Origin of the sequence: Prauserella endophytica (assembly GCF_005146945.1) — a bacterium.
GTDB lineage: Bacteria > Actinomycetota > Actinomycetes > Mycobacteriales > Pseudonocardiaceae > Prauserella_A > Prauserella_A endophytica.
Window position 1 is genome coordinate 130,370 of the sequence record NZ_SWMS01000009.1, and the last position, 21,887, is coordinate 152,256.

At 70.2% G+C, this 21,887-nt stretch carries 19 protein-coding genes; 9 read left to right on the forward strand and 10 right to left on the reverse strand.

The window, feature by feature from the left end:
* Positions 1-66 precede the first annotated feature (66 nt).
* Entirely contained in the window at positions 67-1,527 is a 1,461-nt protein-coding gene (locus FCN18_RS18015) for a peptide MFS transporter (protein ID WP_137095716.1), read from the forward strand.
* A gap of 24 nt (positions 1,528-1,551) precedes the next feature.
* Here the strand turns inward: FCN18_RS18015 and FCN18_RS18020 are convergent, their stop codons facing one another.
* Entirely contained in the window at positions 1,552-2,277 is a 726-nt protein-coding gene (locus tag FCN18_RS18020; protein ID WP_113641260.1) for a VIT1/CCC1 transporter family protein, read from the reverse strand.
* A gap of 83 nt (positions 2,278-2,360) precedes the next feature.
* Here FCN18_RS18020 and FCN18_RS18025 point away from each other — a divergent pair, with 83 nt between their 5' ends.
* On the forward strand, positions 2,361-2,843 hold the full coding sequence (locus tag FCN18_RS18025) for an OsmC family protein (protein WP_137095664.1): 483 nt from the start codon (positions 2,361-2,363) through the stop codon (positions 2,841-2,843).
* 65 nt (positions 2,844-2,908) lie between these two features.
* Here FCN18_RS18025 and FCN18_RS18030 read toward each other — a convergent pair whose 3' ends face one another.
* Positions 2,909-3,394, reverse strand: coding sequence for a DUF6319 family protein (locus FCN18_RS18030; RefSeq protein WP_137095665.1), 486 nt, complete (start codon positions 3,392-3,394; stop codon positions 2,909-2,911).
* Between the two features lie 473 nt (positions 3,395-3,867).
* Between FCN18_RS18030 and FCN18_RS18035 the strand changes: the two genes are divergently transcribed.
* Both FCN18_RS18035 and FCN18_RS39120 read left to right on the forward strand, forming a co-directional pair.
* Positions 3,868-4,677 (forward strand): L,D-transpeptidase, encoded by an 810-nt coding sequence (locus tag FCN18_RS18035; protein WP_199542480.1) that lies wholly within the window; start codon positions 3,868-3,870, stop codon positions 4,675-4,677.
* Between the two features lie 80 nt (positions 4,678-4,757).
* Positions 4,758-5,528, forward strand: coding sequence for a choice-of-anchor P family protein (locus FCN18_RS39120; protein ID WP_158303137.1), 771 nt, complete (start codon positions 4,758-4,760; stop codon positions 5,526-5,528).
* Positions 5,529-5,608: 80 nt separating this feature from the next.
* Here FCN18_RS39120 and acs read toward each other — a convergent pair whose 3' ends face one another.
* A complete protein-coding gene (acs, locus tag FCN18_RS18045) occupies positions 5,609-7,597 on the reverse strand; it encodes an acetate--CoA ligase (RefSeq protein WP_112264962.1) in 1,989 nt (662 codons plus the stop codon).
* 180 nt (positions 7,598-7,777) lie between these two features.
* Here acs and FCN18_RS18050 point away from each other — a divergent pair, with 180 nt between their 5' ends.
* Together FCN18_RS18050 and FCN18_RS18055 are read left to right on the forward strand one after the other, a co-directional pair.
* A complete protein-coding gene (locus FCN18_RS18050) occupies positions 7,778-8,272 on the forward strand; it encodes a phosphoribosyltransferase (protein WP_113641258.1) in 495 nt (164 codons plus the stop codon).
* Positions 8,269-9,003 carry a Fic family protein gene (locus tag FCN18_RS18055; RefSeq protein ID WP_137095666.1) on the forward strand — a complete coding sequence of 245 codons (735 nt, stop codon included), beginning with the start codon at positions 8,269-8,271 and terminating at the stop codon, positions 9,001-9,003. Before FCN18_RS18050 ends, FCN18_RS18055 begins: the two co-directional genes overlap by 4 nt.
* Positions 9,004-9,008: 5 nt before the next feature.
* On the opposite strand, the gene murQ is transcribed toward FCN18_RS18055, so the two are convergent.
* The 6 genes from murQ to FCN18_RS18085 form a co-directional block, all read right to left on the reverse strand.
* Positions 9,009-9,959, reverse strand: a complete 951-nt coding sequence (gene murQ, locus FCN18_RS18060) for an N-acetylmuramic acid 6-phosphate etherase (protein WP_228714025.1) — start codon at positions 9,957-9,959, stop codon at positions 9,009-9,011.
* A gap of 59 nt (positions 9,960-10,018) precedes the next feature.
* Positions 10,019-11,029 (reverse strand): MurR/RpiR family transcriptional regulator, encoded by a 1,011-nt coding sequence (locus FCN18_RS18065; protein ID WP_407675781.1) that lies wholly within the window; start codon positions 11,027-11,029, stop codon positions 10,019-10,021.
* 144 nt (positions 11,030-11,173) lie between these two features.
* On the reverse strand, positions 11,174-12,850 hold the full coding sequence (locus FCN18_RS18070; RefSeq protein WP_228714027.1) for a serine hydrolase domain-containing protein: 1,677 nt from the start codon (positions 12,848-12,850) through the stop codon (positions 11,174-11,176).
* A gap of 69 nt (positions 12,851-12,919) precedes the next feature.
* Positions 12,920-14,179: an exo-beta-N-acetylmuramidase NamZ family protein gene (locus FCN18_RS18075; protein WP_113641320.1), complete on the reverse strand. Its 1,260-nt coding sequence runs from the start codon at positions 14,177-14,179 to the stop codon at positions 12,920-12,922.
* Complete coding sequence (locus FCN18_RS18080; RefSeq protein WP_137095667.1) at positions 14,176-15,993, reverse strand: glycoside hydrolase family 3 protein; 1,818 nt, start codon at positions 15,991-15,993, stop codon at positions 14,176-14,178. Before FCN18_RS18080 ends, FCN18_RS18075 begins: the two co-directional genes overlap by 4 nt.
* Before the next feature lie 520 nt (positions 15,994-16,513).
* Entirely contained in the window at positions 16,514-17,350 is an 837-nt protein-coding gene (locus tag FCN18_RS18085; protein ID WP_112264952.1) for an HAD-IB family hydrolase, read from the reverse strand.
* A gap of 394 nt (positions 17,351-17,744) precedes the next feature.
* Here FCN18_RS18085 and ssd point away from each other — a divergent pair, with 394 nt between their 5' ends.
* A complete protein-coding gene (ssd, locus tag FCN18_RS18090) occupies positions 17,745-18,812 on the forward strand; it encodes a septum site-determining protein Ssd (RefSeq protein ID WP_137095668.1) in 1,068 nt (355 codons plus the stop codon).
* Here ssd and FCN18_RS18095 read toward each other — a convergent pair.
* Positions 18,802-19,545 (reverse strand): glucose 1-dehydrogenase, encoded by a 744-nt coding sequence (locus FCN18_RS18095; protein ID WP_112264948.1) that lies wholly within the window; start codon positions 19,543-19,545, stop codon positions 18,802-18,804. The genes ssd and FCN18_RS18095 overlap by 11 nt on opposite strands.
* 166 nt (positions 19,546-19,711) lie before the next feature.
* Here FCN18_RS18095 and FCN18_RS18100 point away from each other — a divergent pair, with 166 nt between their 5' ends.
* Together FCN18_RS18100 and FCN18_RS18105 are read left to right on the forward strand one after the other, a co-directional pair.
* Positions 19,712-20,920 (forward strand): TadA family conjugal transfer-associated ATPase, encoded by a 1,209-nt coding sequence (locus FCN18_RS18100; protein WP_137095669.1) that lies wholly within the window; start codon positions 19,712-19,714, stop codon positions 20,918-20,920.
* Positions 20,914-21,726, forward strand: coding sequence for a type II secretion system F family protein (locus FCN18_RS18105; protein WP_137095670.1), 813 nt, complete (start codon positions 20,914-20,916; stop codon positions 21,724-21,726). The genes FCN18_RS18100 and FCN18_RS18105 overlap by 7 nt, the downstream gene beginning before the upstream one ends.
* The last annotated feature ends 161 nt before the right edge of the window (positions 21,727-21,887 follow it).

The following is a 21,887-nucleotide window of genomic DNA, read 5'->3' on the forward strand; positions in this document are numbered from 1 at the left end:
GCAGTAACCTATCGTGTTGGTGGTTTTCCATATCCGGCAGGACAAGGGCGGACGCACGTGAACTCCGTGGAAACGGCCTCCACCGAGGCCAACAGGGACACCAGGTTCTTCGGGCACCCACGAGGGCTCGCGAACCTCTTCGGCGTCGAGATGTGGGAGCGGTTCTCCTACTACGGGATGCTCGGCATCCTCCCGCTGTACCTCTACTACGCGGTGGCCGACGGCGGCCTCGCGATGTCGAAGGCGACGGCGCTCAGCATCGTCGGCGGCTACGGCGGGCTCGTCTACCTCTCGACGATCGCGGGCGCGTGGGTGGCCGACCGGCTGCTCGGGCCCGACCGGACCCTCTTCTACAGCGCGATCCTGATCATGATCGGGCACGTCAGCCTCGCGGTGCTCCCCGGCTACGCCGGGATCGGCGTCGGCCTCGCGTGCGTCGCGCTCGGCAGCGGCGGGCTCAAGGGCAACGCCACCGCCGTGGTCGGAACCCTCTACAGCGAGCAGGACCAGCGCCGCGACGCCGGCTTCACGCTCTTCTACATGGGGATCAACCTGGGCGCGTTCGTCGGCCAGATCCTCACCGGCCTCGCGCAGAAGGAGGTCGGCTTCCACCTCGGCTTCGGGCTCGCCGCGATCGGCATGGCCCTCGGGCTCATCCAGTACACGCTGGGCAGGAAGAACCTCGGTGAGAAGGCCCGCGAGGTGCCCAACCCGCTGCCGCCCTCGCGGCTGCCGCTCGTGGGTGTCGGCCTGCTGGCACTGGCCGTCGTGATCGCGGTGCTCGTGTTCGGCGGCGTCATCACCGCGGCGAACCTCTCCGACGTCACCGTCTGGGTCGTCGGTGTCGCCTCGGTCGCCTACTTCGCCGTCATCCTCACCAGCCGCAAGATCACGGCCGTCGAGCGCAGCCGGGTGCTGTCGTTCATCCCGATGTACATCGCCAGCGCGGCGTTCTTCGCGCTGTACCAGCAGCAGTTCACGGTCGTCACCGTGTACTCCGACGAGCGGCTCGACCGGAACCTCTTCGGCTGGGAGATGCCCGTGTCGTGGGTGAACTCGGTGATCCCGGTGTTCATCATCGTGCTGGCGCCGGTGTTCGCGACGATGTGGACCAAGCTCGGCGAGCGGCAACCGTCCACGCCGATCAAGTTCGCGCTCGGCACCGCGCTCATGGGCGTCGCGTTCCTGCTGTTCCTGCCGATGGCGGGCGGTACCGGCAACACGAGCCCGGTGCTCGCGCTCGTCGGCATCCTGCTCGTCTTCACGCTGGCCGAGCTGCTGCTGTCGCCAGTGGGGCTCTCGCTGTCGACGAAGCTCGCGCCGAAGGCGTTCCGCACGCAGATGGTGGCGCTCAACTTCCTGTCCGTGTCGCTCGGCACGGCACTGTCGGGCTCGCTTGCGGAGTACTACAGCCCCGACTCCGAGGGGTCGTACTTCGGCATCGTCGGCGCGGTGGCCGTGGTGATCGGTGTGCTGATCGCCCTGCTTTCGCCGTACATCCGCAGGCTGATGCGGGGCGTGCGCTGAGGCGTTCGGCCAACGCTGACCCGGCTAACCCGTCGTCACGCCGAACAGCAGGCCCACCAGGTACGTCACCAGCATCGTCAGCACGCCGACGCCGATGTTGCGGGCGACTGCCCTGAACTTGCGGGCGTTGCCGAGCTTCGCGCTCGCCCATCCGGTGAGCGCGAGGCCGGCGACGACGCCGCCCATGCACGCCCACACCCGCAGCGACACGGGTGGCAGCGCGATCGCCAGCAGCGGCAGCAACGCCCCGATCGTGAAGGCCGCCATCGACGCGAACGCCGCCTGCCACGGGCTGGTGAGGTGGTCGGGGTCGATGTGCAGCTCCGCCTCGGCATGCGCCTGCAGCGCGTCCTTCTCGGACAGTTCCCTCGCCACCCTGGCCGCGAGCTCGGGGGAGAGCCCCTTCTCCTCGTAGATCTCCGCGAGCTCCCGCTCCTCGGCCTCGGGCATGGTGCGCAGCTCGTACTTCTCCAGCCGCAGCATCGCGCGCTCGGTGTCGCGCTGGGTGCTCACGGAGGCGTACTCGCCGCCCGCCATCGACAGCGCACCGGACACGAGTCCCGCGATGCCGGCGATCATGATCGCGGTGCGGTCGGCGGTGGCGCCCGCGACGCCGACGACGATGCCCGCGACCGAGACGATGCCGTCGTTCGCGCCGAGCACGCCGGCCCGCAGCCGGTTGAGCTTGCCGCTGAAGTCCTCGTGGTGGTGCTCGCCGGAGTGCGGCTCGGTTTCCGATTGGTTGCTCACGGCGACATTCAACGCGTTGTGGGGCGAGCCGCAAGTGCGAAAACCCGTACGGCCGAGCGCTTCCACTGCGGTATACCGGGCCTATGGGACAACGCGAGCATTCCTACGCACTCACCGTGCGGTGGACGGGAAACCAGGGCACCGGCACGTCCGGCTACCGCTCCTACAGCCGCGAGCACGAGATCAGTGCGGAGGGCAAACCGGTGCTGACCGGCTCCGCCGACCCGGCGTTCCGGGGCGACCCCGCCCAGTGGAATCCCGAGGATTTGCTGGTCGCTGCGCTCTCCGAGTGTCACCTGCTGTGGTACCTCGCCCTGTGCGCGCAGGCGGGGGTCGTGGTGACCGACTACGTCGACGCCGCGTCGGGGACGATGGCCCAGCAGGCCGACGGCGCCGGGCAGTTCACCGAGGTGGTGCTGCGGCCGACGGTGACGGTCGCCGAAGCCGCCATGGTGGAGAAGGCCGCCGAACTGCACGGCCCAGCGCACGAGAAGTGCTTCATCGCACGCTCGGTGAACTTCCCCGTGAAGCACGAGCCGACGATCCTCTGCGACACCGCAGCCTGAATCCATGAAAGAGGACGGCCCCGGCCCCGGAGTGCTCAGGGACCAGGGCCGTCAGGAGGAAGGTCTCAGTTCTCCAGCTCGGCGAGCGCCTGCTTGGCCTGCTCCAGCTGGGCCTCGAGCTCTGCGACCTTGGCGGCCTGCTGTTCCCTCGCCGCGTTGATCACCTCGTCGATGGGGGCCGACAGCTCCTCGTGGAGTTCCCTTGCCGCCCGCGACACCGCGGACGCCGGGATGTCGAGGCCGCGCGCGACCCACTTGCTGCCGTGCTTGAGCTCCGCCTGCCACTCGCCGTCGGCGGTGCCTGTGACCGTGAGCGTCAGCTCGACGGTGCGGGTCTTGCGCGCGCTGCTCGAGCCCTTCGGGCGGCCCCGCTTCGGCTTGCTCTCCTCGGCGGGAGCCGGCGTCTCCGCGTTCGCCGTGGGCTCAGGGGACTCCGAGGACGCCGAGGACTCGGCGTGCTGCGCCGCCTCTGGATCCTGCGCAGCCTGCGCGGGTGCCGCGTCGGCGGAGTTCACCTGCTCGTCCGGCGTGATGGATGTGTCCAAGCTCATGCGGGGTGGTCTCCCTGTCGGTGGCGTGCGGCTACGACGGCCGAAAGTATAGAACACACGTTCGAGATCAAGACTGCCAGGGCTGGGGTGGCCGCGATTGTTCCGTTTCGATCGAGGCCGGCCAATGTGGCGCTGCTCGCACTTTCCGGGTAGGAATTCCACGGGAGAAGGAGCCCGGACCGGTGACATTGCGCCGCAGCGGGTGACGACGATCCTCAAGATCGCGTTGTGTCGCCTGACGAGGGTTAACACTATCGGGTGATCCACTGGCGAGTGGCTGGCCTGCGTAAACGCGCCGTTTGCGCTGCTGCCGGGGTTGTGGTGGAAAACCAACGAGTTTGATCCGCCGTTCTTCACGGGATAACAATGCGAGTCGTCTCGTACGCATGCGGTAGTCAGCGCGATTTCTGGCGCTGTCGTTGGGGTTCCGCGTGTGTGTACCCGTGTACCTACTGCTTCAGGACAAGTGATCGATGGATAGATCTGGCACCTCCCGTGCCCTCGGGAGGAAAAGGTCGGCACGACTGCTGGCGGTCGCAAGCGCGGCACTGCTGGCGTTCCTCGTCTCCGCGTGTGGCGGCGGAGAGGAGCAGAACACGGTCCAGCCATCGGCGGTGAGCCAGGAAGACCTGACTCGCCTGCCCGACGCCACGACATACGGCGACCTCGCGGATGCACCCCTCGACCCCGGCGCCGCCCCCACCGGGCAGGTGCTGCACCCGAAGAAGGACCTCGTCGTCTACAAGGCCGTGAACGGGGAGCCGTTCGCGAAGCTGCCGACCCGCCAGATGGGTTCCCCGACCTGGGTTCCCGTGATCGCCACGCAGGGCGAGTGGGCGCAGGTTCTGCTGCCGACGCGGCCAAACGGGGCGAGCGGCTGGATCCACGCCGGAGACTCCGATGTGGAGTCGGCGCGCAACAACTTCGTGGTCAACGTGAACCGCGAGGCGTTCGAGCTCGAGATCACCGAGGACGGCAAGTCACTCGGGAAATGGACCATCGGCATCGGTAAGGACGAGCACCCGACGCCGGAGGGGCGTGCGTACATCATCGCCTCCATCGAGGAGACGGTGAACGACTACAGCCCCATCGTGCTTCCGTTGAGCTTTCACTCGGATTCGCACGAGACGTTCGGCGGTGGCCCCGGCACCGTCGGCATTCACACCTGGCCGGACGACAGCTTCGTCGGCCAGGCGAACAGCGACGGGTGCATCAGGGTGACGCAAGAGGCCCTCGACGAACTCGTCAAGCTTCCGCTCGGCACGGTCGTCAACATCGTCTGACGCCTTTTTCGGAAGCTTTCTTTCGCACGAAGAACCGCTTTCCGCGGTAATTGTACGCAATTTCTTTGAAGGGTAGTTCATTGTCCAAGAGAAGACTGGCCGTGACCGGTGTCGGCGCCCTTTCGGCCGTGCTGACCGCTGGTGTCCTGCTCGCCCCCACCGCTTCGGCCACCGGTGGCGAGAACTCGGCCTTCGCGATCTCCGCCAACGGTCTGCTCAAGATCGCCCCGACGCCGTACGTGGACGACACGAACGGCGCCACGGAGGAGTCGGTCGTCAGGCTCGACGTGCCGCAGAACCTGCTGAGCCTGGGCGTGCTCAACGCGCGTGCCGGTGACGGCTACGCCAAGTCGAGCATCGCCGACCTGCGCGTGAGCCTCAACGCGCTGCCCGACCTCGGCCTCGGCCTCTCGCAGCCGCTCGTCGCCGCCGAGGCCATCGAGGCCAACTGCGAGGACGGCGTGGCGTCCTCGTCGGTCGCCGGCGCGTCGGTCGCCGGGATCGCCCTGGACGTGGCCGCTCCCCCGAACACCGCCATCGAGGTGCCGGGCCTGGCCTCGGTCACCCTCAACAAGCAGGTCACCAACGACGACGGCTCGACCACCGTCACTGCCATCTCGATCAAGGTCAACAAGCTGCAGAGCCTCGACCTCGCGTCGGCGACCTGCACGAAGGCTGACGACGACGGCGGAAAGCCTTCCACCCCGCCGACGACGCCCGGTGACGACGACGGCGACAACGGTGGCGACAACGGCGACGACTCGAACGGCGGCTCCGGCTCGCAGGCCGACAAGGACGGCATGGCCCCGGTGCCGACCCCGGTGAAGGGCCACCTGGACGTGACCGGCTGATCGGCTGATCGGCTGAGCGCACAACGAGAAGCGGCCTCCACCCACGCCGGGTGGAGGCCGCTTTCGCTTGCGCTGTCGAGTTACTCGTCGCCCTTGCCGGACTTGAGACCGCTGGAGATGAGGTCCATGACCGAGCTGTCCGCCAGCGTCGTCACGTCGCCGACCTCCCGGTTCTCGGCGACGTCGCGCAGCAGCCGGCGCATGATCTTGCCCGAGCGCGTCTTCGGCAGCTCCGGCACGATCATGATCTGCCTCGGCTTGGCGATCGGCCCGATTTCCTTCGCGACGTGGTTGCGCAGGGCCTGGATGGCCTCCTCGCCGCCCGCCTGATCCTCCACGCCGCCGCGCAGGATCACGAACGCGACGATGCCCTGCCCCGTCGTCGGGTCGGTCGCGCCGACCACGGCCGCCTCGGCGACCGTCGGGTGCGAAACGAGAGCCGACTCCACCTCGGTGGTGGAGATCCGGTGCCCGGAGACGTTCATCACGTCGTCGACGCGGCCAAGCAGCCACACGTCGCCGTCGTTGTCGTACTTCGCGCCGTCACCGGCGAAGTAGTAGCCCTGGTCGGCGAACCGGGACCAATAGGTGTCGCGGTAGCGCTCGTCGTCGCCCCAGATGCCCCGCAGCATCGACGGCCACGGCTTGTCGAGCACGAGGTAACCACCGCCGCCCTTGCCGACCTCCTCGCCCTTGTCGTCCACGACCTTCGCGGAGATGCCGGGCAGCGGCCGCTGTGCGGAGCCCGGCTTGGCGTGGGTGACGCCGGGCAGCGGGGAGATCATGATCGCCCCGGTCTCGGTCTGCCACCACGTGTCGACGACAGGGCAGCGGTTGGCGCCGACGTTCTCCCGGTACCACATCCACGCCTCGGGGTTGATCGGCTCGCCCACGGAACCTAGTACACGCAGCGACGACAGGTCGTACTTCGCGGGGATGTCGGCGCCCCACTTCATGAACGTGCGGATGAGCGTCGGCGCGGTGTAGTAGATCGAGACCTTGTACTTCTGGACGATCTCCCAGTGCCTGCCCTCGTGCGGGGTGTTGGGCGTGCCCTCGTAGACCACTTGCGTCACACGGTTGGCGAGCGGCCCGTACACGATGTAGGAGTGCCCGGTGACCCAGCCGATGTCGGCGGTGCACCAGTAGACGTCCTCGCCGGGCTTGTGGTCGAACACCGCGTGGTGCGTGTAGGCGGCCTGCGTCAGGTAGCCGCCCGAGGTGTGCAGGATGCCCTTCGGCTTCCCCGTGGTGCCCGAGGTGTAGAGGATGTAGAGCGGGTGCTCGGAGTCGAACGCCTCCGGCGTGTGCTCGTCGGGCTGCCCGTCGACCAGCTCGTGCCACCAGAGGTCGCGGCCATCGGTCCACGGCACCTCGCCGTCCAGGTCGTCGCCGGTGCGGCGCACCACCACGACCTTCTCGACGCTCTCGGCGCCCGCGAGCGCCTCGTCGACGTTGGCCTTCATCGGCGCGGCCTTGCCCCGGCGGTACTGCCCGTCGGAGGTGATCACGACCTTGGCCTGCGCGTCGTCGACCCGCTGGCGCAGCGCGCTCGGCGAGAAGCCGCCGAACACCACGCTGTGCAGCGCGCCGATCCGGGCGCACGCGAGCATGGCGACGATCGCCTCGGGGATCATCTGCAGCTGGATGGCGACGCGGTCGTTGGCGGAGACGCCCAGCGAGAGCAGGGCGTTCGCGGCCTTGGATACCTCGCGCTTCAGCTCGGCGTAGGTGATGTCACGCGTGTCGCCCGGCTCGCCGACCCAGTGGATGGCGACCTGGTCGCCGTGCCCGGCTTCGACGTGCCGGTCGACGCAGTTGTACGCCACGTTCAGCCTGCCGCCGACGAACCACTTCGCGAAGGGAGCGTCTGACCAGTCGACGACCTGGGTCCACTTCGTGTCCCAGTGCAGTCGTTCGGCCTGCTCGGCCCAGAAGGCGTCGCGGTCCTGGTCGGCCTTCGCATACCACTCGGAGGTCGCGTTGGCGTTCGCGGCGAACTCCTCACTCGGAGGGAAGGTCCGGCTCTCGGTCAACAGGTTGTCGAGTGCCGGCGACTGCTCTGTCATGGTGCTTGGCCTCCTGATACGCGAATCGTGGCGGCGTCCGTAGTGACGTTAGTACGGCATGTAGAAGGTTGCAGCCAGGTTGCCGGTGCGACAAGGAGCGGGCGACGAGCGGCTGACAAGCGGTTGACGGGCGCTGCCTATGCTCGTCGTACCCGGTAGTAGGCGAAAGGGACGGCGCGGATGGCTGAGCGCGAGGAGCTCACGTGGGAACTGTTCGGCACGGCCAGCCGTGAGCTGGCGACGCAGGTGGCCGACAGCGGGTTCCGGCCCGATCTCATCCTGTCGATCGCGCGCGGCGGCCTGTTCGTCGCGGGCGCGCTCGGGTACGCGCTGGACGTGAAGAACCTGCACGTCATGAACGTCGAGTTCTACACGGGCGTCGACCAGCGGCTCGACCTCCCGGTGATGCTGCCGCCGGTGCCCAACGCTGTCGACCTTGCCGGTGCCACCGTGCTCGTGGCCGACGACGTCGCCGACACCGGCGCCACGCTCAAGCTGGTTCGCGACTTCTGCGCCGACCAGGTGGCCGAGGTGCGCTGCGCCGTCGTCTACGAGAAGCCGACGTCGGCGGTCGCGTGCGAGTACGTGTGGCGGCGCACCGACAGGTGGATCAACTTCCCGTGGTCGACGCTGCCGCCGGTGGTCGAGAAGAAGGGCCAGGTGCTCGACGCATGACGGACCCGCTCGCGCCTCTGTTGGAGCTCGACGGCGTCGCCACTGCCGCCAAGACCGCGCAGGACGCCATTTTCGCGGTGCACCGGCACCGCGCGAACCTGCGCGGCGGATCGGCCACCGCGGCGGAGGCATCGGTGCGTGCGGCCCGAGCGTCGGCAGGCACCGAGGGCGCCGACCCGGACCTGCCCGACGAGGGTGCCGTGACCGACCCGGTGCTGGCGGGCGCCCTGCGCGTGGCCGAGGCCGCGGAGTCGCTGCTGCCGACGTGGCGGCGGGCGCCGCTGCAGGCGCTGGCGAGGATGCACGTGCTCGCGGCCGCCGACCTCACCGCCGACGCCGACGCGCTCGGCAGGCCCCGCACCGGCGCGGGGGTCGGCGCGCGGCTGGAGCTGCTCGCCCAGCTCGTCACGGGCGCGACGGCCGTGCCGGGGCCGGTGCTGACCGCCGTGGTGCACGGCGAACTGCTGACGCTGCGGCCGTTCGGCTCGGCCGACGGCGTGGTCGCGCGTGCCGCTGCCAGGCTGACCATGATCGCGACCGGTCTCGACCCGAAGGCGCTGACCGTGCCCGAGGTGGCCTACTTCCGGCGCACCGGCCGCTATCACGAGGCCGCCGGGGGGTTCGCGAGCGGCGAGCCCGAGGGCGTGCGGCAGTGGCTGTTGTTCTCGTGCGAGGCGTTCGAGGCGGGAGCGCGGGAGGCGACGAGCATCGCCGATGCCGCCGCCTCCTGAGCCGGTTAAGAGGCCCGCGCCCGCACGGACTCCAGTGCCTTGCGGACGTGCCCGTCGGTCGCGGCCAGCGCCTTGCCCGCCGCGGCGACGTCCACTCCGGACAGCAGGTGGACGAGTGCGACCTTCAGATCGCCGTCCGCCTTGGTCAGTGCCTCGTCGCAGTCCTGCGCGCTGAGCCCGGTGGCCTCTTGCAGGATGCGCAGCGTGCGACCCCGCAGCTTCGCGTTCGTCGCACGCATGCTGACCATCAGGTTCGAGTAGGTCCGGCCGAGCTTGACCATCGTCGCCGTGGAGAAGGCGGTGAGGACGATCTTCTGCGCGGTGCCCGCCTTCATGCGGGTGGAGCCCGCGATGGTCTCGGGTCCGGTGTCCACGGCGATCAGCACGTCGACACCCGGCGGCTTCGGCGCACCCGGGTTGCCGGACACGAGCCCGGTCCGTGCGCCGCGCCGCTTGGCGGCCTGCACCGCGCCCAGCACGTAGGGCGTGCGGCCGGACGCGGTCAGCCCGAGCACGAAGTCGCCCGCCGCCACCGTGGAGCTCAGCTCCGCGGCGCCCGCGCTCTCGTCGTCCTCCGCGTTCTCGACGGCGTGGCGCAGCGCGCGCTCCCCGCCCGCGTGGTGTGCCACGAACCAGTCGGGCGGCACGTTGAACGTGGGCACCAGCTCCGCGGCGTCCAGTACGGCGAGCCTGCCGGATGTGCCCGCGCCCACGTAGTGGACGCGGTGCCCGCCACGGAGCGCCTCCGTGGCGTAGTCGACGGCCGTCGCGAGCTGCGGCAGCACCGCGTGCACGGCGCGGGGGACACGGCTGTCCTCGGCGTTGATCGCCGTGAGAATGCCCGCGGTGGACATCTGGTCGATGTCCGTGGTGCGGGGGTTGCGTTGCTCGGTGGGCGAGTCGACGTGCACCACCTGGGGTGGTACCGCACCGACCATCCTGCGGCTGGTTGTCATTGGCCTCACCGTCTTCGCAGTTCTGCTGTCGGAACGCGCAGCCGTATCCACCGCGTCGCTCATTTGCCGGTGTCCCTCGGCCGCCTCCTGCCGTCGGGTCTGACCCCGAGCCGGTGGGTGCCCACCGCGTCGCGGGTGGCGTCGAGCGCGCTGACGGCGTCGTCCATGTGCCGCTGCGCGACCCCGATGAACAGGCAGTCGATCACCGTCAGCTGGGCGATCCGGCTGGCCGTCGCACCGGAACGGAACGTGGTCTCGCGGGCCGCCGTGGTGAGCACGTGGTCGGCGACCTCCGTGATCGGCGAGCGCGGGAAGTTCGTCACCGCCACCGTGGTCGCGCCGTGCTCCCTCGCCACGCGCAGCGCCTCGACGGTGTCGGTGGTGGCGCCGGTGTGGGACATGCCCACGGCCACGTCACCGGCCTTAAGCACGGCGGCGGAGGTCAGCATGATGTGCGTGTCCGACCAGGCGAAGCTGATGCGCCCGATGCGGTGCAGCTTCTGCTGAAGGTCCGCGGCGACGAACGCGCTCGCGCCGACGCCGTAGACGTCGACCCTGCCCGCCGCGGCGAGGAGGTCGATCACGCGCTCCAGCTCGGCGACGTCAAGCTGCTCCGCCGTCTCCTCGACGGCGCGCGCGTCGGCGAAGCTCACCTTGCTGACCACGGAGGCCAGGTCGTCCTCCCTGGTGATGTCGCCGCCGAGGTTGCGCGTGGAGCGTGCGGCCGACCGGGCGGTGTCCGCGGCGAGCGCGATGCGCAGCTGCGGGTAACCGCCGACCCCGATGGCCTTGCAGAACCGGGTGACGGTGGTCTCGCTGGTGTTCGCGGCGAGTGCGACCTCGGTGATGCTGCGCCGGGCGACGGCCGAAGGGTCGTCGAGCACGACCTTCGCCACGCGCTGCTCGGCCCGCGCCAGGCCCGGGAGTAGCGAGCGGATGCGCACGAGCGGGCTGGCGTCCGCGTCGAGACCCTGGCCGACGGCTGCCTCGGGACCGTCGGGAGACGGCTCCGGAACGTCCTGGTCGTCAGGGTGGACACTCATCGTGGGAAACTTACTAACCGTAGGCATCTGCGACAAGGTTACCCACACCTTTCGGAATGATCGCAACCTGAGAGTGTTCCCACGTCCCGTGCTGCTGCTTCGTAGTTGCTGAGAAAGTCGCCAACCGGGTCGTGGTCGTTAACCTCCCCAGGCTAACGACTTCGCAACTAATTACCGGCTGTGCAACGAGAAGCCCACGGCGTCGAACGCGTCGGGGCTCCGCTCCCCGTCCAGCAGAGTGCCTTCTGCGTCGGCCACCTCGATGGCGTCGATGGCCACACCGCGGGCCGTGTAGTTCCCATCTGTTGTGAATCGCCAACGAAGAGTGAGATTTTCAGCGCGCGGAAGCTCCGCGCGCACGGACCACCACGCGCGGTGATCGGTTCCGGCCAGAAAAGGGACGGCCTCCCGCGGTGCGCCGGGACCCGTCGCGGTGACCGTGACCGGTTTCCACGTCGTGCCGTCGGTGCTCGCCTCGAGCACGAGCGGGTCCGTCTGCTCACAGTCGACGAAGGCCGAGAACCGCACCGACGTGTAACGGCCACCCGTCGTAATGGGCCGTGTCGTCAGCGTTGCGGTGCTGTCGTCGCCGAGTCCGCTGAACCAGAACGTGCGCCCCTCGGCCGGCAGCACCGCCATCGCACGGGAGAGCGCGGTCGCCCACGCCTGCCGGGCCACGTTGATCGAGCCCCACTCGCGACTGGGATGCACGCGGTTGGTCAGCAGGATCGCGATCGAGCGGGACTTCGGGTCGACGACGAACGACGTTCCGGCGTATCCGGTGTGCCCGGCGGTGACCTTGGACGTGAGCCCGCCCATGTACCACAGCTGGTTCAGCTCGAAGCCGAGCCCGTGGTCGTCACCGGGGAAGTCGACGTTGTAGTTGGTGAACATGGCGCGCACGCTCGCCTCGCTGAGGATCCGCTCGCCCGCGTACGTTCCGCCGTTCAGCAATGCCTGGCCGAGCACGGCCATGTCCGTCGCCGTGGAGAACACCCCGGCATGCCCGGCGACGCCGCCGAGCGCCCACGCGTTCTCGTCGTGCACCTCGCCGCGGATCATGCCCCGCCTCGGCTCCGTCTGGTACTCGGTGGCGGCGATGCGGTCGCGTTTCGACGCGGGCGGGTTGAAGCCGGTGTCGGTCATGCCGAGCGGCCGGGCGATCCGTTCGGCCACCACCCTGTCCAACGTGGACCCGGTGAGCCGCTCGACCAGCACGCCCAGCGTGATCAGGTTGAGGTCGGAGTAGGTGTAGGTGCTGCCGGGTTCGTTCTGCGGCGCGACGTTCATGACGGCCTTGATGCGCGACGCCTTGTCCGGCCAGTCGCGCCACAGCAGCAGGAACGGTTCGAGCCCCGAGGTGTGGGTGAGCAGCTGCTCGACGGTGATCGACCGTTTGCCGTTGACGCCGAACTCGGGCAGGTAGCGGGCGACGGGCGCGTCGAGGTCCACGCGGTCGCGTTCCACGAGCTGCATCACCGCGATGGACGTGAACAGTTTCGTCACCGACGCCATGTCGAAGATCGTGTCGACGCGCATCGGCACCTGCTCCGACCTCGGCAGCTCCCGCCCGCTGCCGTCGGCGTAGCGCACGGCGCCGCCCGTGGCGTGGGTGTCGACGATCAGGCCGTTGTGTACGAGCAAGCCCACGGCCCCGGAGAACAGCGGATGCCCGTCGGCGGCGTCGGCCCGGGTCCAGCCGGTGAGCTGCCGTTCGGCGGCCCTGATCGGCTCGGGGTCCAGCCCCGCCTGCTCCGGCAGGGCCTCCATCAGCACGGTCGACGCGGGGGCGAAGCCCTCCCTCGGGCGGTCGAACCGCCCGCCGTCCTCAGGAAGGGCAGAAGCCATCGCTGTCGCTCCCGTGAGCACCATGACCGCGGCCAGCGCCGCAATTCTCCCCCGCACGATCGTCCCCACCTATCGGTAGATCAAGTACTCCTGCCGTCTGCGCTCGAACTCGGCGAGCTCCCCCTGCCATGCCCCGACGATCTCGTCGGTGCCCGCGCCCGCGTCGACCATCGTGCGCAGTCGCGCCGAGCCGGCGAGCTTGTCGATGAAGTTGTCCGGCCGCCAGCCGAACAGCCGCGGATGCACCCGCTTGGCCGTCACGAGCATCGCGACGGCAGTGCGGACGGGGTCGAAGGCGTGCGGTTCGGTGACGCTGAGCTGCACCCCGCCGCACGTCTCGCCGGAGAACTTGCCGAACGTCGGCACGAAGTAGGTCTCCCGGAAGCTCGCCCCGGCCAGGTGTTCCTCCGTCAGCGCCTCACGCCACCGCCAGTCCACACCGGGTGCGCCCACGATCTCGAACGGTCGCGTGGTGCCGCGCCCCTCGGAGAAAACCGTGCCCTCGAACAGGCACGTGCCCGGGTAGACGAGCGCGGTCTGCTCGGTCGGCACGTTCGGGCTCGGCGGCGTCCACACGAGGCCGGTCTCGGCGAAGAGCTGGGAACGCCGCCAGCCCTGGGTCTCCACGATCTCCAGTGACTCCAGGCTGCCGCCGTCGTCAGGCAGGAACTCGGCGTCGAAGAGGCGGGCCAGCTCCCCCACGGTCATGCCGTGCTGCTGCACGATCGGCTTGAGCCCCACGCCGGAGCTGAACGCGGGGTCCAGCATCGGCCCCCTGGCCTTGCCGCCCACCGGGTTCGGCCGGTCCAGCACCACGAACGCGGCGCCCGTGCGCGCGGCGGCGGCCATCGCCGTGTACATCGACCAGATGTAGGTGTAGAAGCGGGCGCCGATGTCGGCGATGTCGAACACCACCGTGTCCACACCCGCCTTGGTGATCATCGCGGCGAGCGAGTCGGCCGTGGCCCCGTACGCGTCGTAGACGGGAACGCCCGTGCGCGGGTCGGCGTAGTCGCCCTCGGAACCGCCCGCCTGCGCGCTGCCCCGGAACCCGTGCTCGGGACCGAACGCGGCGACCGGCCGGATCCCGGCAGCGACCAGCGAGTCGACGATGTGGTCGCGGCTGGCGAGCACACCGGTGGGGTTGGACAGCACGCCCACCTTTCGCCCGGCGAGGCGCTGCCAGCCCTCCGCGGCGAGCACGTCGGCGCCGGGCGTGACCCTGCCAGCCTGCGGGATCGGCGCGGCCGTGGCGAGCTGCGATCCCGTGGTGAGCATCGGGGTCGCCAGCGCGCTCGCGGCGAGGAAGAGCCGCCTGTTGACCATCACCACGTCAGTCCGTGGCCGAATGGGTAGAGCACCGTGCCGGGGTCGTCCCCGGCCGGGATCGTCACCGGAAGCCTGCCCTGCGGCGACAGTTCGCCGAAGAGCACCTTCGCGAGGGAGGACATGGTCACGCTCCGCCAGTCGTAAGTGGCGACCCACGCCGGCACATCCGCGTACCCGGGGTCGTACGGTTCCTGAACCGACACTGCCACGACGGGCTTGCCGGTGGCCATGAGTTCTTCGACGAGCGCCTGCTGGCCTTCGCTGCCGCGCAAGTTGTTCGTCAACACGATCACGACGTTTGCGCTGGTAGCAGCGGCCGTGGCACGGTCGATGGCCGCCGCGTCGGGGTTGGTGCCGGTGGGCAGGGGCGTCGCGAACGGGCCCATCGCGTCGGCGAGAGCGTCGACCGGCTCGGCCGGATAGCCGGGGTAGTCGGGCCGGTTCCAGCCAGTCACGAGCACCTTGCCCGCCTCGGCGATCGGAAGCACGCCGGCGTCGTTGCGGAGTACGGTCGTCGTCCGGTCGGTGACCTCCTGGATCCGCGCGAGGTGCTCGGGGTTGCCCACCGTGCGCTCCACCGCCCGCTCGTTCACGAACGGCTTCTCCACGATCCCGCGCTTGGCCTTGAGCTCCAGGATCCGCAGCACGCTCTGGTCGATCCGCTCCTCGGTGAGCCTGCCGCCGCGCACCGCGTCCAGCACGCCCTCCATCGCGACGCCCAGGTCCGGCGGCATCAGCATCTGGTCGACCCCGGCTTCCAGCGCGCGTACCGGGATCTCGGCGTCGGAGTACAGCTCGCGCACCCCCTGCATCTGCAGCGAGTCGGTCACCACGACACCGTCGTAGCCGAGTTCCTCGCGCAGCAGGCCGCCGATGATCGGCTTCGACAGCGTCGCCGGATCGCCCGACGGGTCGAGACTCGGCACCGCGATGTGCGCCGTCATGATCGAGTCGACGCCCGCGTCGATCGCGGCCCGGAACGGCGGCAGGTCAATCTCGCGCCACTCCTGTTCCGTGCGCTCGATCGTGGGCAGGCCGGTGTGGCTGTCGGTGGCGGCGTCGCCGTGGCCGGGGAAGTGCTTCGCCGCACCGGACACGGTTTCAGTGGGGCTGCCCGAGTTCTGGTAGCCCTCCACCTGCGCGGCCACCAGCTCGCTCGCCAGCGTGGGATCGGCCGAGAAGGACCGCGAGCCGATCACGGGGTTGAGCGGGTTGGAGTTCACGTCGGCGTCCGGCGCGAAGTCCTGCGCGATGCCCATCGCGCGCAGCTCGGCGCCGTTGATCGCGGCGGCGGTGCGGGCGCCGTCGGCGTCGCGGCCCGCGCCGAGCGCCATCGCGCTCGGGTACTCGGTGGCCGGGTCGCCGATGCGGGTGACGCGCCCGCCCTCCTGGTCGATCGACAGCACCAGCGGCACATGCGGCTCCGCCGAGACCGCGGCGCGCTGCAGTCCGTTGGAGAGGCGCGCGACCTGCGTGGGGCCGTCGACGTTGTCGGTCCCCGCGTTGTTGAAGTAGATGACGCCGCCGACCTGGTAGCGGCGCACGACCTCGGCGGGGGTGTCGACGCCGTACTTCTCCTGGTTCGAAGGGTGGGCCTCGTCCGCGCGCTTGCCGAACACGTCGGCGACGAAGAGCTGGCCCACCTTCTGTTCGAGGGTCAGCCTGCTCAGCGTCTCCTCGGCCCAGCTGTCCGGCCGCGGGTCCTCCGCCGCGGCGGGCACGGCACTCGCGGTCACCGCGAGCAGTCCGGCGATCGAGGCGGTGGCGCATTTCCTGGCATACGTCGTCCTGTGCCGGGCGCGGGGGATGGTCACGGAAAGCCTCCCAAGGCGTGTGCGTTCGTGGGATTTCCACGAGAACTCGCCGACGCCGGAAAGCTACTAACGAAACGGGAGCCGGTCAACGACCGAAAGGCGGCACTACCGACGGAAAACCGGCCGCATACGCTGGCGGCGCCCGTGACGCTGAGCGTCAACGGGCGCCGCCTGCTCGCGCGGACTGCTCGGGTGACCAAGCTGCAACTTGTGTCGCACTCAATGGGGTCTCGGCGTCCGGCGTCCCGGTACGCAGTCCCTCGGCGACAAGCCTCCCGCGGCGTGCCCAGCGTGGGTGCCCGGAGTCCGCGCACGGAGATCGATCGGGGTGGATCGGGCTTATCTTCGCCGGATCCCTGGCCGACTCGATGTCCGCACCTCCTTTCTACCGAGTGATGGCCGTCACTTCAAGGGTGCTGTGAAGTGCACCGGTACAGACCCGCGATCCAGTGACTTTCACGTGTGTGAGCAGGTCTGTTTCCGTGACACACCAAGCCGGACAAGCCGCCGGGCGGGTGGTCTACGGGGCGTCCTTACGGCGACGCCGCGACAATCCGTAGAGCGTCGCCCCCGCGGCCACCGCGCCCACTCCGAGCCCCACCGCCATCACGGCAGGCGACGGCGCCGGGATACGGGCGCGCAACGAGACCGGGTTGGTGAACGAGTGCACGGGCCAGTCGCGCTCGACGGCCAGCTTGCGCAACGCCCGGTCGGGGTTGACGGCGTGCGGGTGCCCGACCACCTCCAGCAGGGGCACGTCAGTGCTCGAGTCGGTGTAGGCGTGGCACGCGGTGAGGTCGTAGCCGTACTCGGCGGCGAAGCGTTTCGCCGCCACGGCCTTCTGCTCGCCGTAACAGTAGAACTCCAGCTCACCCGAGTAGCGGCCGTCGACGATCTCCATCCGGGTGCCCATGCTCCTGGTGGCGCCGAGCATCTCGGCGATCGGCGCCACCACTTCCTCGCCCATCGCGGACAGCACGATCACGTCCTCGCCGCGCGCCTTGTGCTCGGCGATGAGCTCCGCGGCCTCCGCGTACACGAGCGGAGCGACGACGTCGTGCAACGTCTCGTTGACGACTGCCCGCACCTGGGCCACATCCCAGCCTGCGCACTGTGCCGAGATCGCCGCCCGCAGGCGCTCGGTACGGTCGGCGTCGGCTCCGGACAGCGAGAAGATCAGCTGTGCGTAGGCGCTCTTGAGCGCCGCGCGCCGGTTGATCAAACCCTGGCGGAGAAAGGGTTTGCTGAACGCGAGCGCGCTGGACGAGGCGATGATGGTCTTGTCGAGGTCGAAGAACGCCGCCACCGAGGCAGGTGCTCCTGACGTGCTCCGCGGTGAGCTGCTGGGTTCGGCCACGGTTCCACCATAGTGATCTGGTGTCCGGCCACCGTTACCCGGCGAGTGAGCGATCGGCGACGATGGGTGTCAGGCAGGGGATTCCCGCCACGCCGCGACAACGGAATGGAGCCTCCGCGCCGTTACCGAATTGCGGTACTCGGCGGCACGAGACCGGCGTTGCCGGCGTTAGAGTTGAAGAGTCCGGTTCAGCCGGACCCCGGTTCAGTCCGACCCCCCGGGACTGAACCCCAGGCGGTCCCCGCTCCTCCCCCCTGGCGGGGGCCGCCCCTTTATCCACGGAGTTGTCCACAGCGGGGCGGTTGTCCACAGGTTCGCGAACTCGGGCTTGCCGTGCCCCCGCGCGCCGCGTGACCGTGGGACGCGATCGGGAACCGGGTTTTGGGGGTAGCAAGTGCAGCAGGCCGACCGTCCGCTCGTCGTGGCGCGCGACGACGCCGTTGCCGACGAGATCCAGCGGATCGCGGCAGCGGTGGAGTGCGAGAGCGAGTGGGTGAGCGATCTCGACGCGGCGCGGGAGTCGTGGGCGGACGCCCCGCTCGTGCTGATCGACGACTCCGTTCTCGTGGACGACCCCGGCCAAGCGTTGCCGCGTCGCGAACGGGTGCTGCTCGTCTGCAAGGGCGCTCCCGGCCCGGCGTCCTGGCAGCGAGCGTTCGTGCTCGGCGTCGAGAAGGTCGTCGCCCTCCCGGAAGACGAGGACACGCTGGTCGCCGCGTTCGCGGACGTCGCTGAGGGACCGAGCCAGGGGAAGGGCCAGGTGCTGGCCGTCGTCGGTGGATGCGGCGGGGCGGGCGCGTCGGTGCTTGCCGCGAGCGTGGGGCTTCGCGTTGCGAGGACCGGTGGTTCCGCGCTACTCGTCGACTGTGATCCGCTCGGCGGGGGCGTCGATCTGCTGCTCGGGTCCGAGCGCGCGGAGGGCGTGCGCTGGCCGCAGTTGCGTGTGCGGTCGGGGCGGGTGTCGATGTCGGCGCTGGAAGCCGCCCTTCCGGCCAGGAAGCACGGCGAGGGAAGGCTTTCCGTGCTGTCGTGCGACCGCGAGGGGCCCGGTCCGACGGCTGACGCGGTCGCGGCCGTCGTCGAAGCGGGCAGGCGAGCGGGCCGGGTGGTGGTCTGCGACGTGCCCCGGCAGGCCGAGTCCGCCTCGGAGGAGGCGCTCCGGCGCGCCGACCTGGTGGCGCTGGTGGTGCCGGCCGAGGTACGGGCGTGCGTCGCGGCGACCCGGGTACTCGCCCGGCTCGGTGAGCTGACCGGCGAGGTGCGCGTGCTCGCGCGCGGCCCCGCGCCCGACGGGCTGACCGCCCACGACGTCGCTGACGCCGTGGGCGTGCCCCTGCTCGGCCGGATCCGTACCGAGCGCAGGCTCGCGCGCGCCGTCGAACGCGGTGTGTTCAACCCACGACCGGGCGGTGCGCTCGGCACCGCGGCCCGTGCGGTGCTGGAGACACTCGCTAGCTGCTGAAGCCACCGTCCACATTGAGCACCGTGCCGGTGACGTACGCGCCGCCGTCCCCGGCGAGGAAGGCCACCGCGGCGGCGATCTCGTCGGGTCGGGCGTAACGGCCGAGCGAGGTGAAGCCGCGGATCGTGTCCGCGTTCGGCCCGTCGGCGGGGTTGGCGTCGGTATCGGTCGGCCCCGGGTGGACCAGGTTCACGGTGATGCCGCGCGGCCCCAGTTCCCTGCCGAGTCCCTTCGTCAGCCCGATGAGGGCCGTTTTGCTGAGCGAGTACAGCGACATCCCGGGGAACACCGCACGTTCGGCCACGTTGCTGCCGATGTTGATGATCCGTCCGCCGTCGGTCAGGTGCCGCACCGCGGCCTTTGCCGCGGCGAACGGGGCGCGCACATTGACGGCGATGGTCCGGTCGAACTCCGCGATGTCGAGTTCTTCCAGCGGTGCCACGGGAAATCTGCCGACGTTGTTGACGAGGACGTCCAGCCTGCCGAACTCGGTGACGGCCGAGTCGACGGCCGCCGCCACGGCTGCCTCGTCGGCACTGTCCGTGCGGAGGATGAGCGCCCGCCGCCCCGCCGCCTTGATCCGGTCGGCCACCGCGTGTGCCCGGTCCTCGTCTTGCTGGTAGGTCAGTGCCACGTCGGCGCCGTCCTCGGCGAGGCGGCTCGCGATCGCCGCACCGATTCCCCGGCTGCCGCCCGTCACCAGCGCGACCTTGTGGTCGATTCTTCGCTCCATGGCTACAGCTTCGCTCTTTCCCGCGCTGTGGTCCGGCGGGAATCGGACACGTCGTTCACCGCGGTTATCCACATCGGACCGGTTATCCACAGCCTTGTGAAATGTGTCTTGTGGTGCCTCGCGGCACCCTCGATCGTGGAAGTACAGCCGATCCGAGGGGGTCCCGATGGATGCGACCAAAGTCCACTCACGACAGTCGAGCGCGACGGCCGACACCGCGCTGGTCGAGCGCGTTCGCAAACGGCTCGCCGGTGCGGGCTCCGGCACCGATCCGCGCGCCGTCGCCGATGCCGTGCGCGCCGAAACCGGCGGCGTGGCGGGACATCTGGACATCCTCGACGCGCTCCGCCTGCTCCGGCACGAGTTCGTCGGCGCAGGGCCACTCGAACCGCTGTTGACCGATCCCGGAGTTTCCGACGTGCTCGTCACGGCCCCCGACGAGGTGTGGGTCGACGGCACGCAGGGCCTGCGCCGGACCGAGGTGCGCTTCACCGACGAGGAGGCCGTCCGGCGGCTCGCCCAGCGTCTCGCGCTCGCCGCGGGCCGCAGGCTCGACGACGCGCAGCCGTTCGTCGACGGCTGGCTGCCCGGCACGGGTCCGCACGGCCGGGTGCGGCTGCATGCTGTGCTGCCGCCGATCGCGGCAGAGGGGACCTGCCTGTCCCTGCGGGTACTCCGCCCCGCGGTGCACGACCTGCGCGCGCTCCGCAGGCTCGGCACCGTCGACGACAACGGGCTCGCGTTGCTGCGCGCGACCGTCTCCGCGCGGCTGGCCTTCCTCGTCAGCGGGGCCACCGGATCGGGCAAGAGCACGCTGCTCGCGGCGCTGCTCGGCGAGGTGTCGCCTGCGGAGCGCATCGTCTGCGTCGAGGACGCCGGTGAGCTGCAGCCCTCGCATCCGCAGTTCGTCCGGCTCGTCGCCCGTCCGCCGAACGTCGAGGGCGCTGGCGAGGTGACGCTGCGCGAACTCGTGCGCGAGGCACTGCGCATGCGCCCCGACCGTCTCGTGGTGGGGGAGGTTCGGGGGAGAGAGGTCTGCGAGCTGCTGACCGCGATGAACACCGGACACGACGGTGGCGCGGGCACTCTCCATGCCAACTCGCCGAGCGAGGTGCCTGCCAGGCTGGAGGCGCTTGCCGCTCTCGGCGGGCTTTCCCGTTCCGCGCTCCACAGTCAGCTCGCCGCGGCCGTGCAGCTCGTGCTCCACATGCGCCGCCTGCCGGACGGTCGTCGCGTGCTCGCCGAGATCGGGATCGTGCAGCGTGACGGCGACACCGTGCGGGTCGCGCCAGCGTGGCGGCCCTCCGGTTGGACCGCGCGCAAGCAGCTGGTGGCCGATCTGCTCGTCGCGAAGGGAGCGGAGGTGCCGTGCTGACCTGCTCCGCGGTCAGTGCCGCGCTCGCTCTGCTGAGCTGGCCGCCGCCGACGGGGTCCCGCAGGCTCGCCCGTTTCCGTGCGCCGGGGTGCCCGGTCCCGCGGCATCGGTTCGACCCGAAGCGGTGGGCCGTCGCCTTGCCGACCGTCGGTTCGGTTCTGGCCATCGTGCTGTTCGGCCCGGCTGTCGCGGTCGCCCTGCTGTTACTGGTGTGTGCCGTCTTCCTGCAACGGCGCGCCCGCCGCCGAGCGAGGGCGCGGGTCGAGGCAGCGGCCGCGCTTGCCGAGGCCGTACGCACGATGGTCGGCGACCTGCGCGCGGGGGCGCATCCCGCGACCGCTGCGGAAGCCGCTGCGGCGGATGCCGATCCCGTTACGGCGAAAGCACTGCGCGCGGTCGCGGCCTCGGCCCGGCTCGGCGGAGATCTGGACGGTGCGCTACTGGCCCGGTCGGCCTCGAGCCCCGGCGGTGACGTACTCGCCCAGCTCGCCCGCACCTGGTCCCTCGCCCGCGAGCACGGCCTGCCGCTCGCGACCGTGCTCGACGCCGTCCAACGCGATGTGGATGCCAAGGTCCGCTTGGCCAACCAGGTCGACGCCCGCATGGCGGGCCCACGCGCCAGCGCGGGGATCCTGGCCATGCTGCCGGCGGCGGGAATCCTGCTCGGCGAGGCCATGGGCGCGCGGCCGCTTCACGTGCTCGGTACAACCTCGGCGGGGCAGCTCCTGCTCGTTCTCGGTTCCGCACTGGTGCTTGCCGGGGTGTGCTGGAGCGCTGCCCTCACGAACCGGGTGTTGCCGCGATGACTCGGCCGAGCGCGGTCAGCACGCTGCCACCGCGGGGGACACCGCGCCGATCTCGCGAGGTACTGCGTTTCGTCCCGGTGTCGCCCGGACGCGGGCGGTTGGTGATCAGGGCTGTTTTGTGGCGATCCAGGTTCCGGGGGTGGTCGACCCTCATGGTGGTG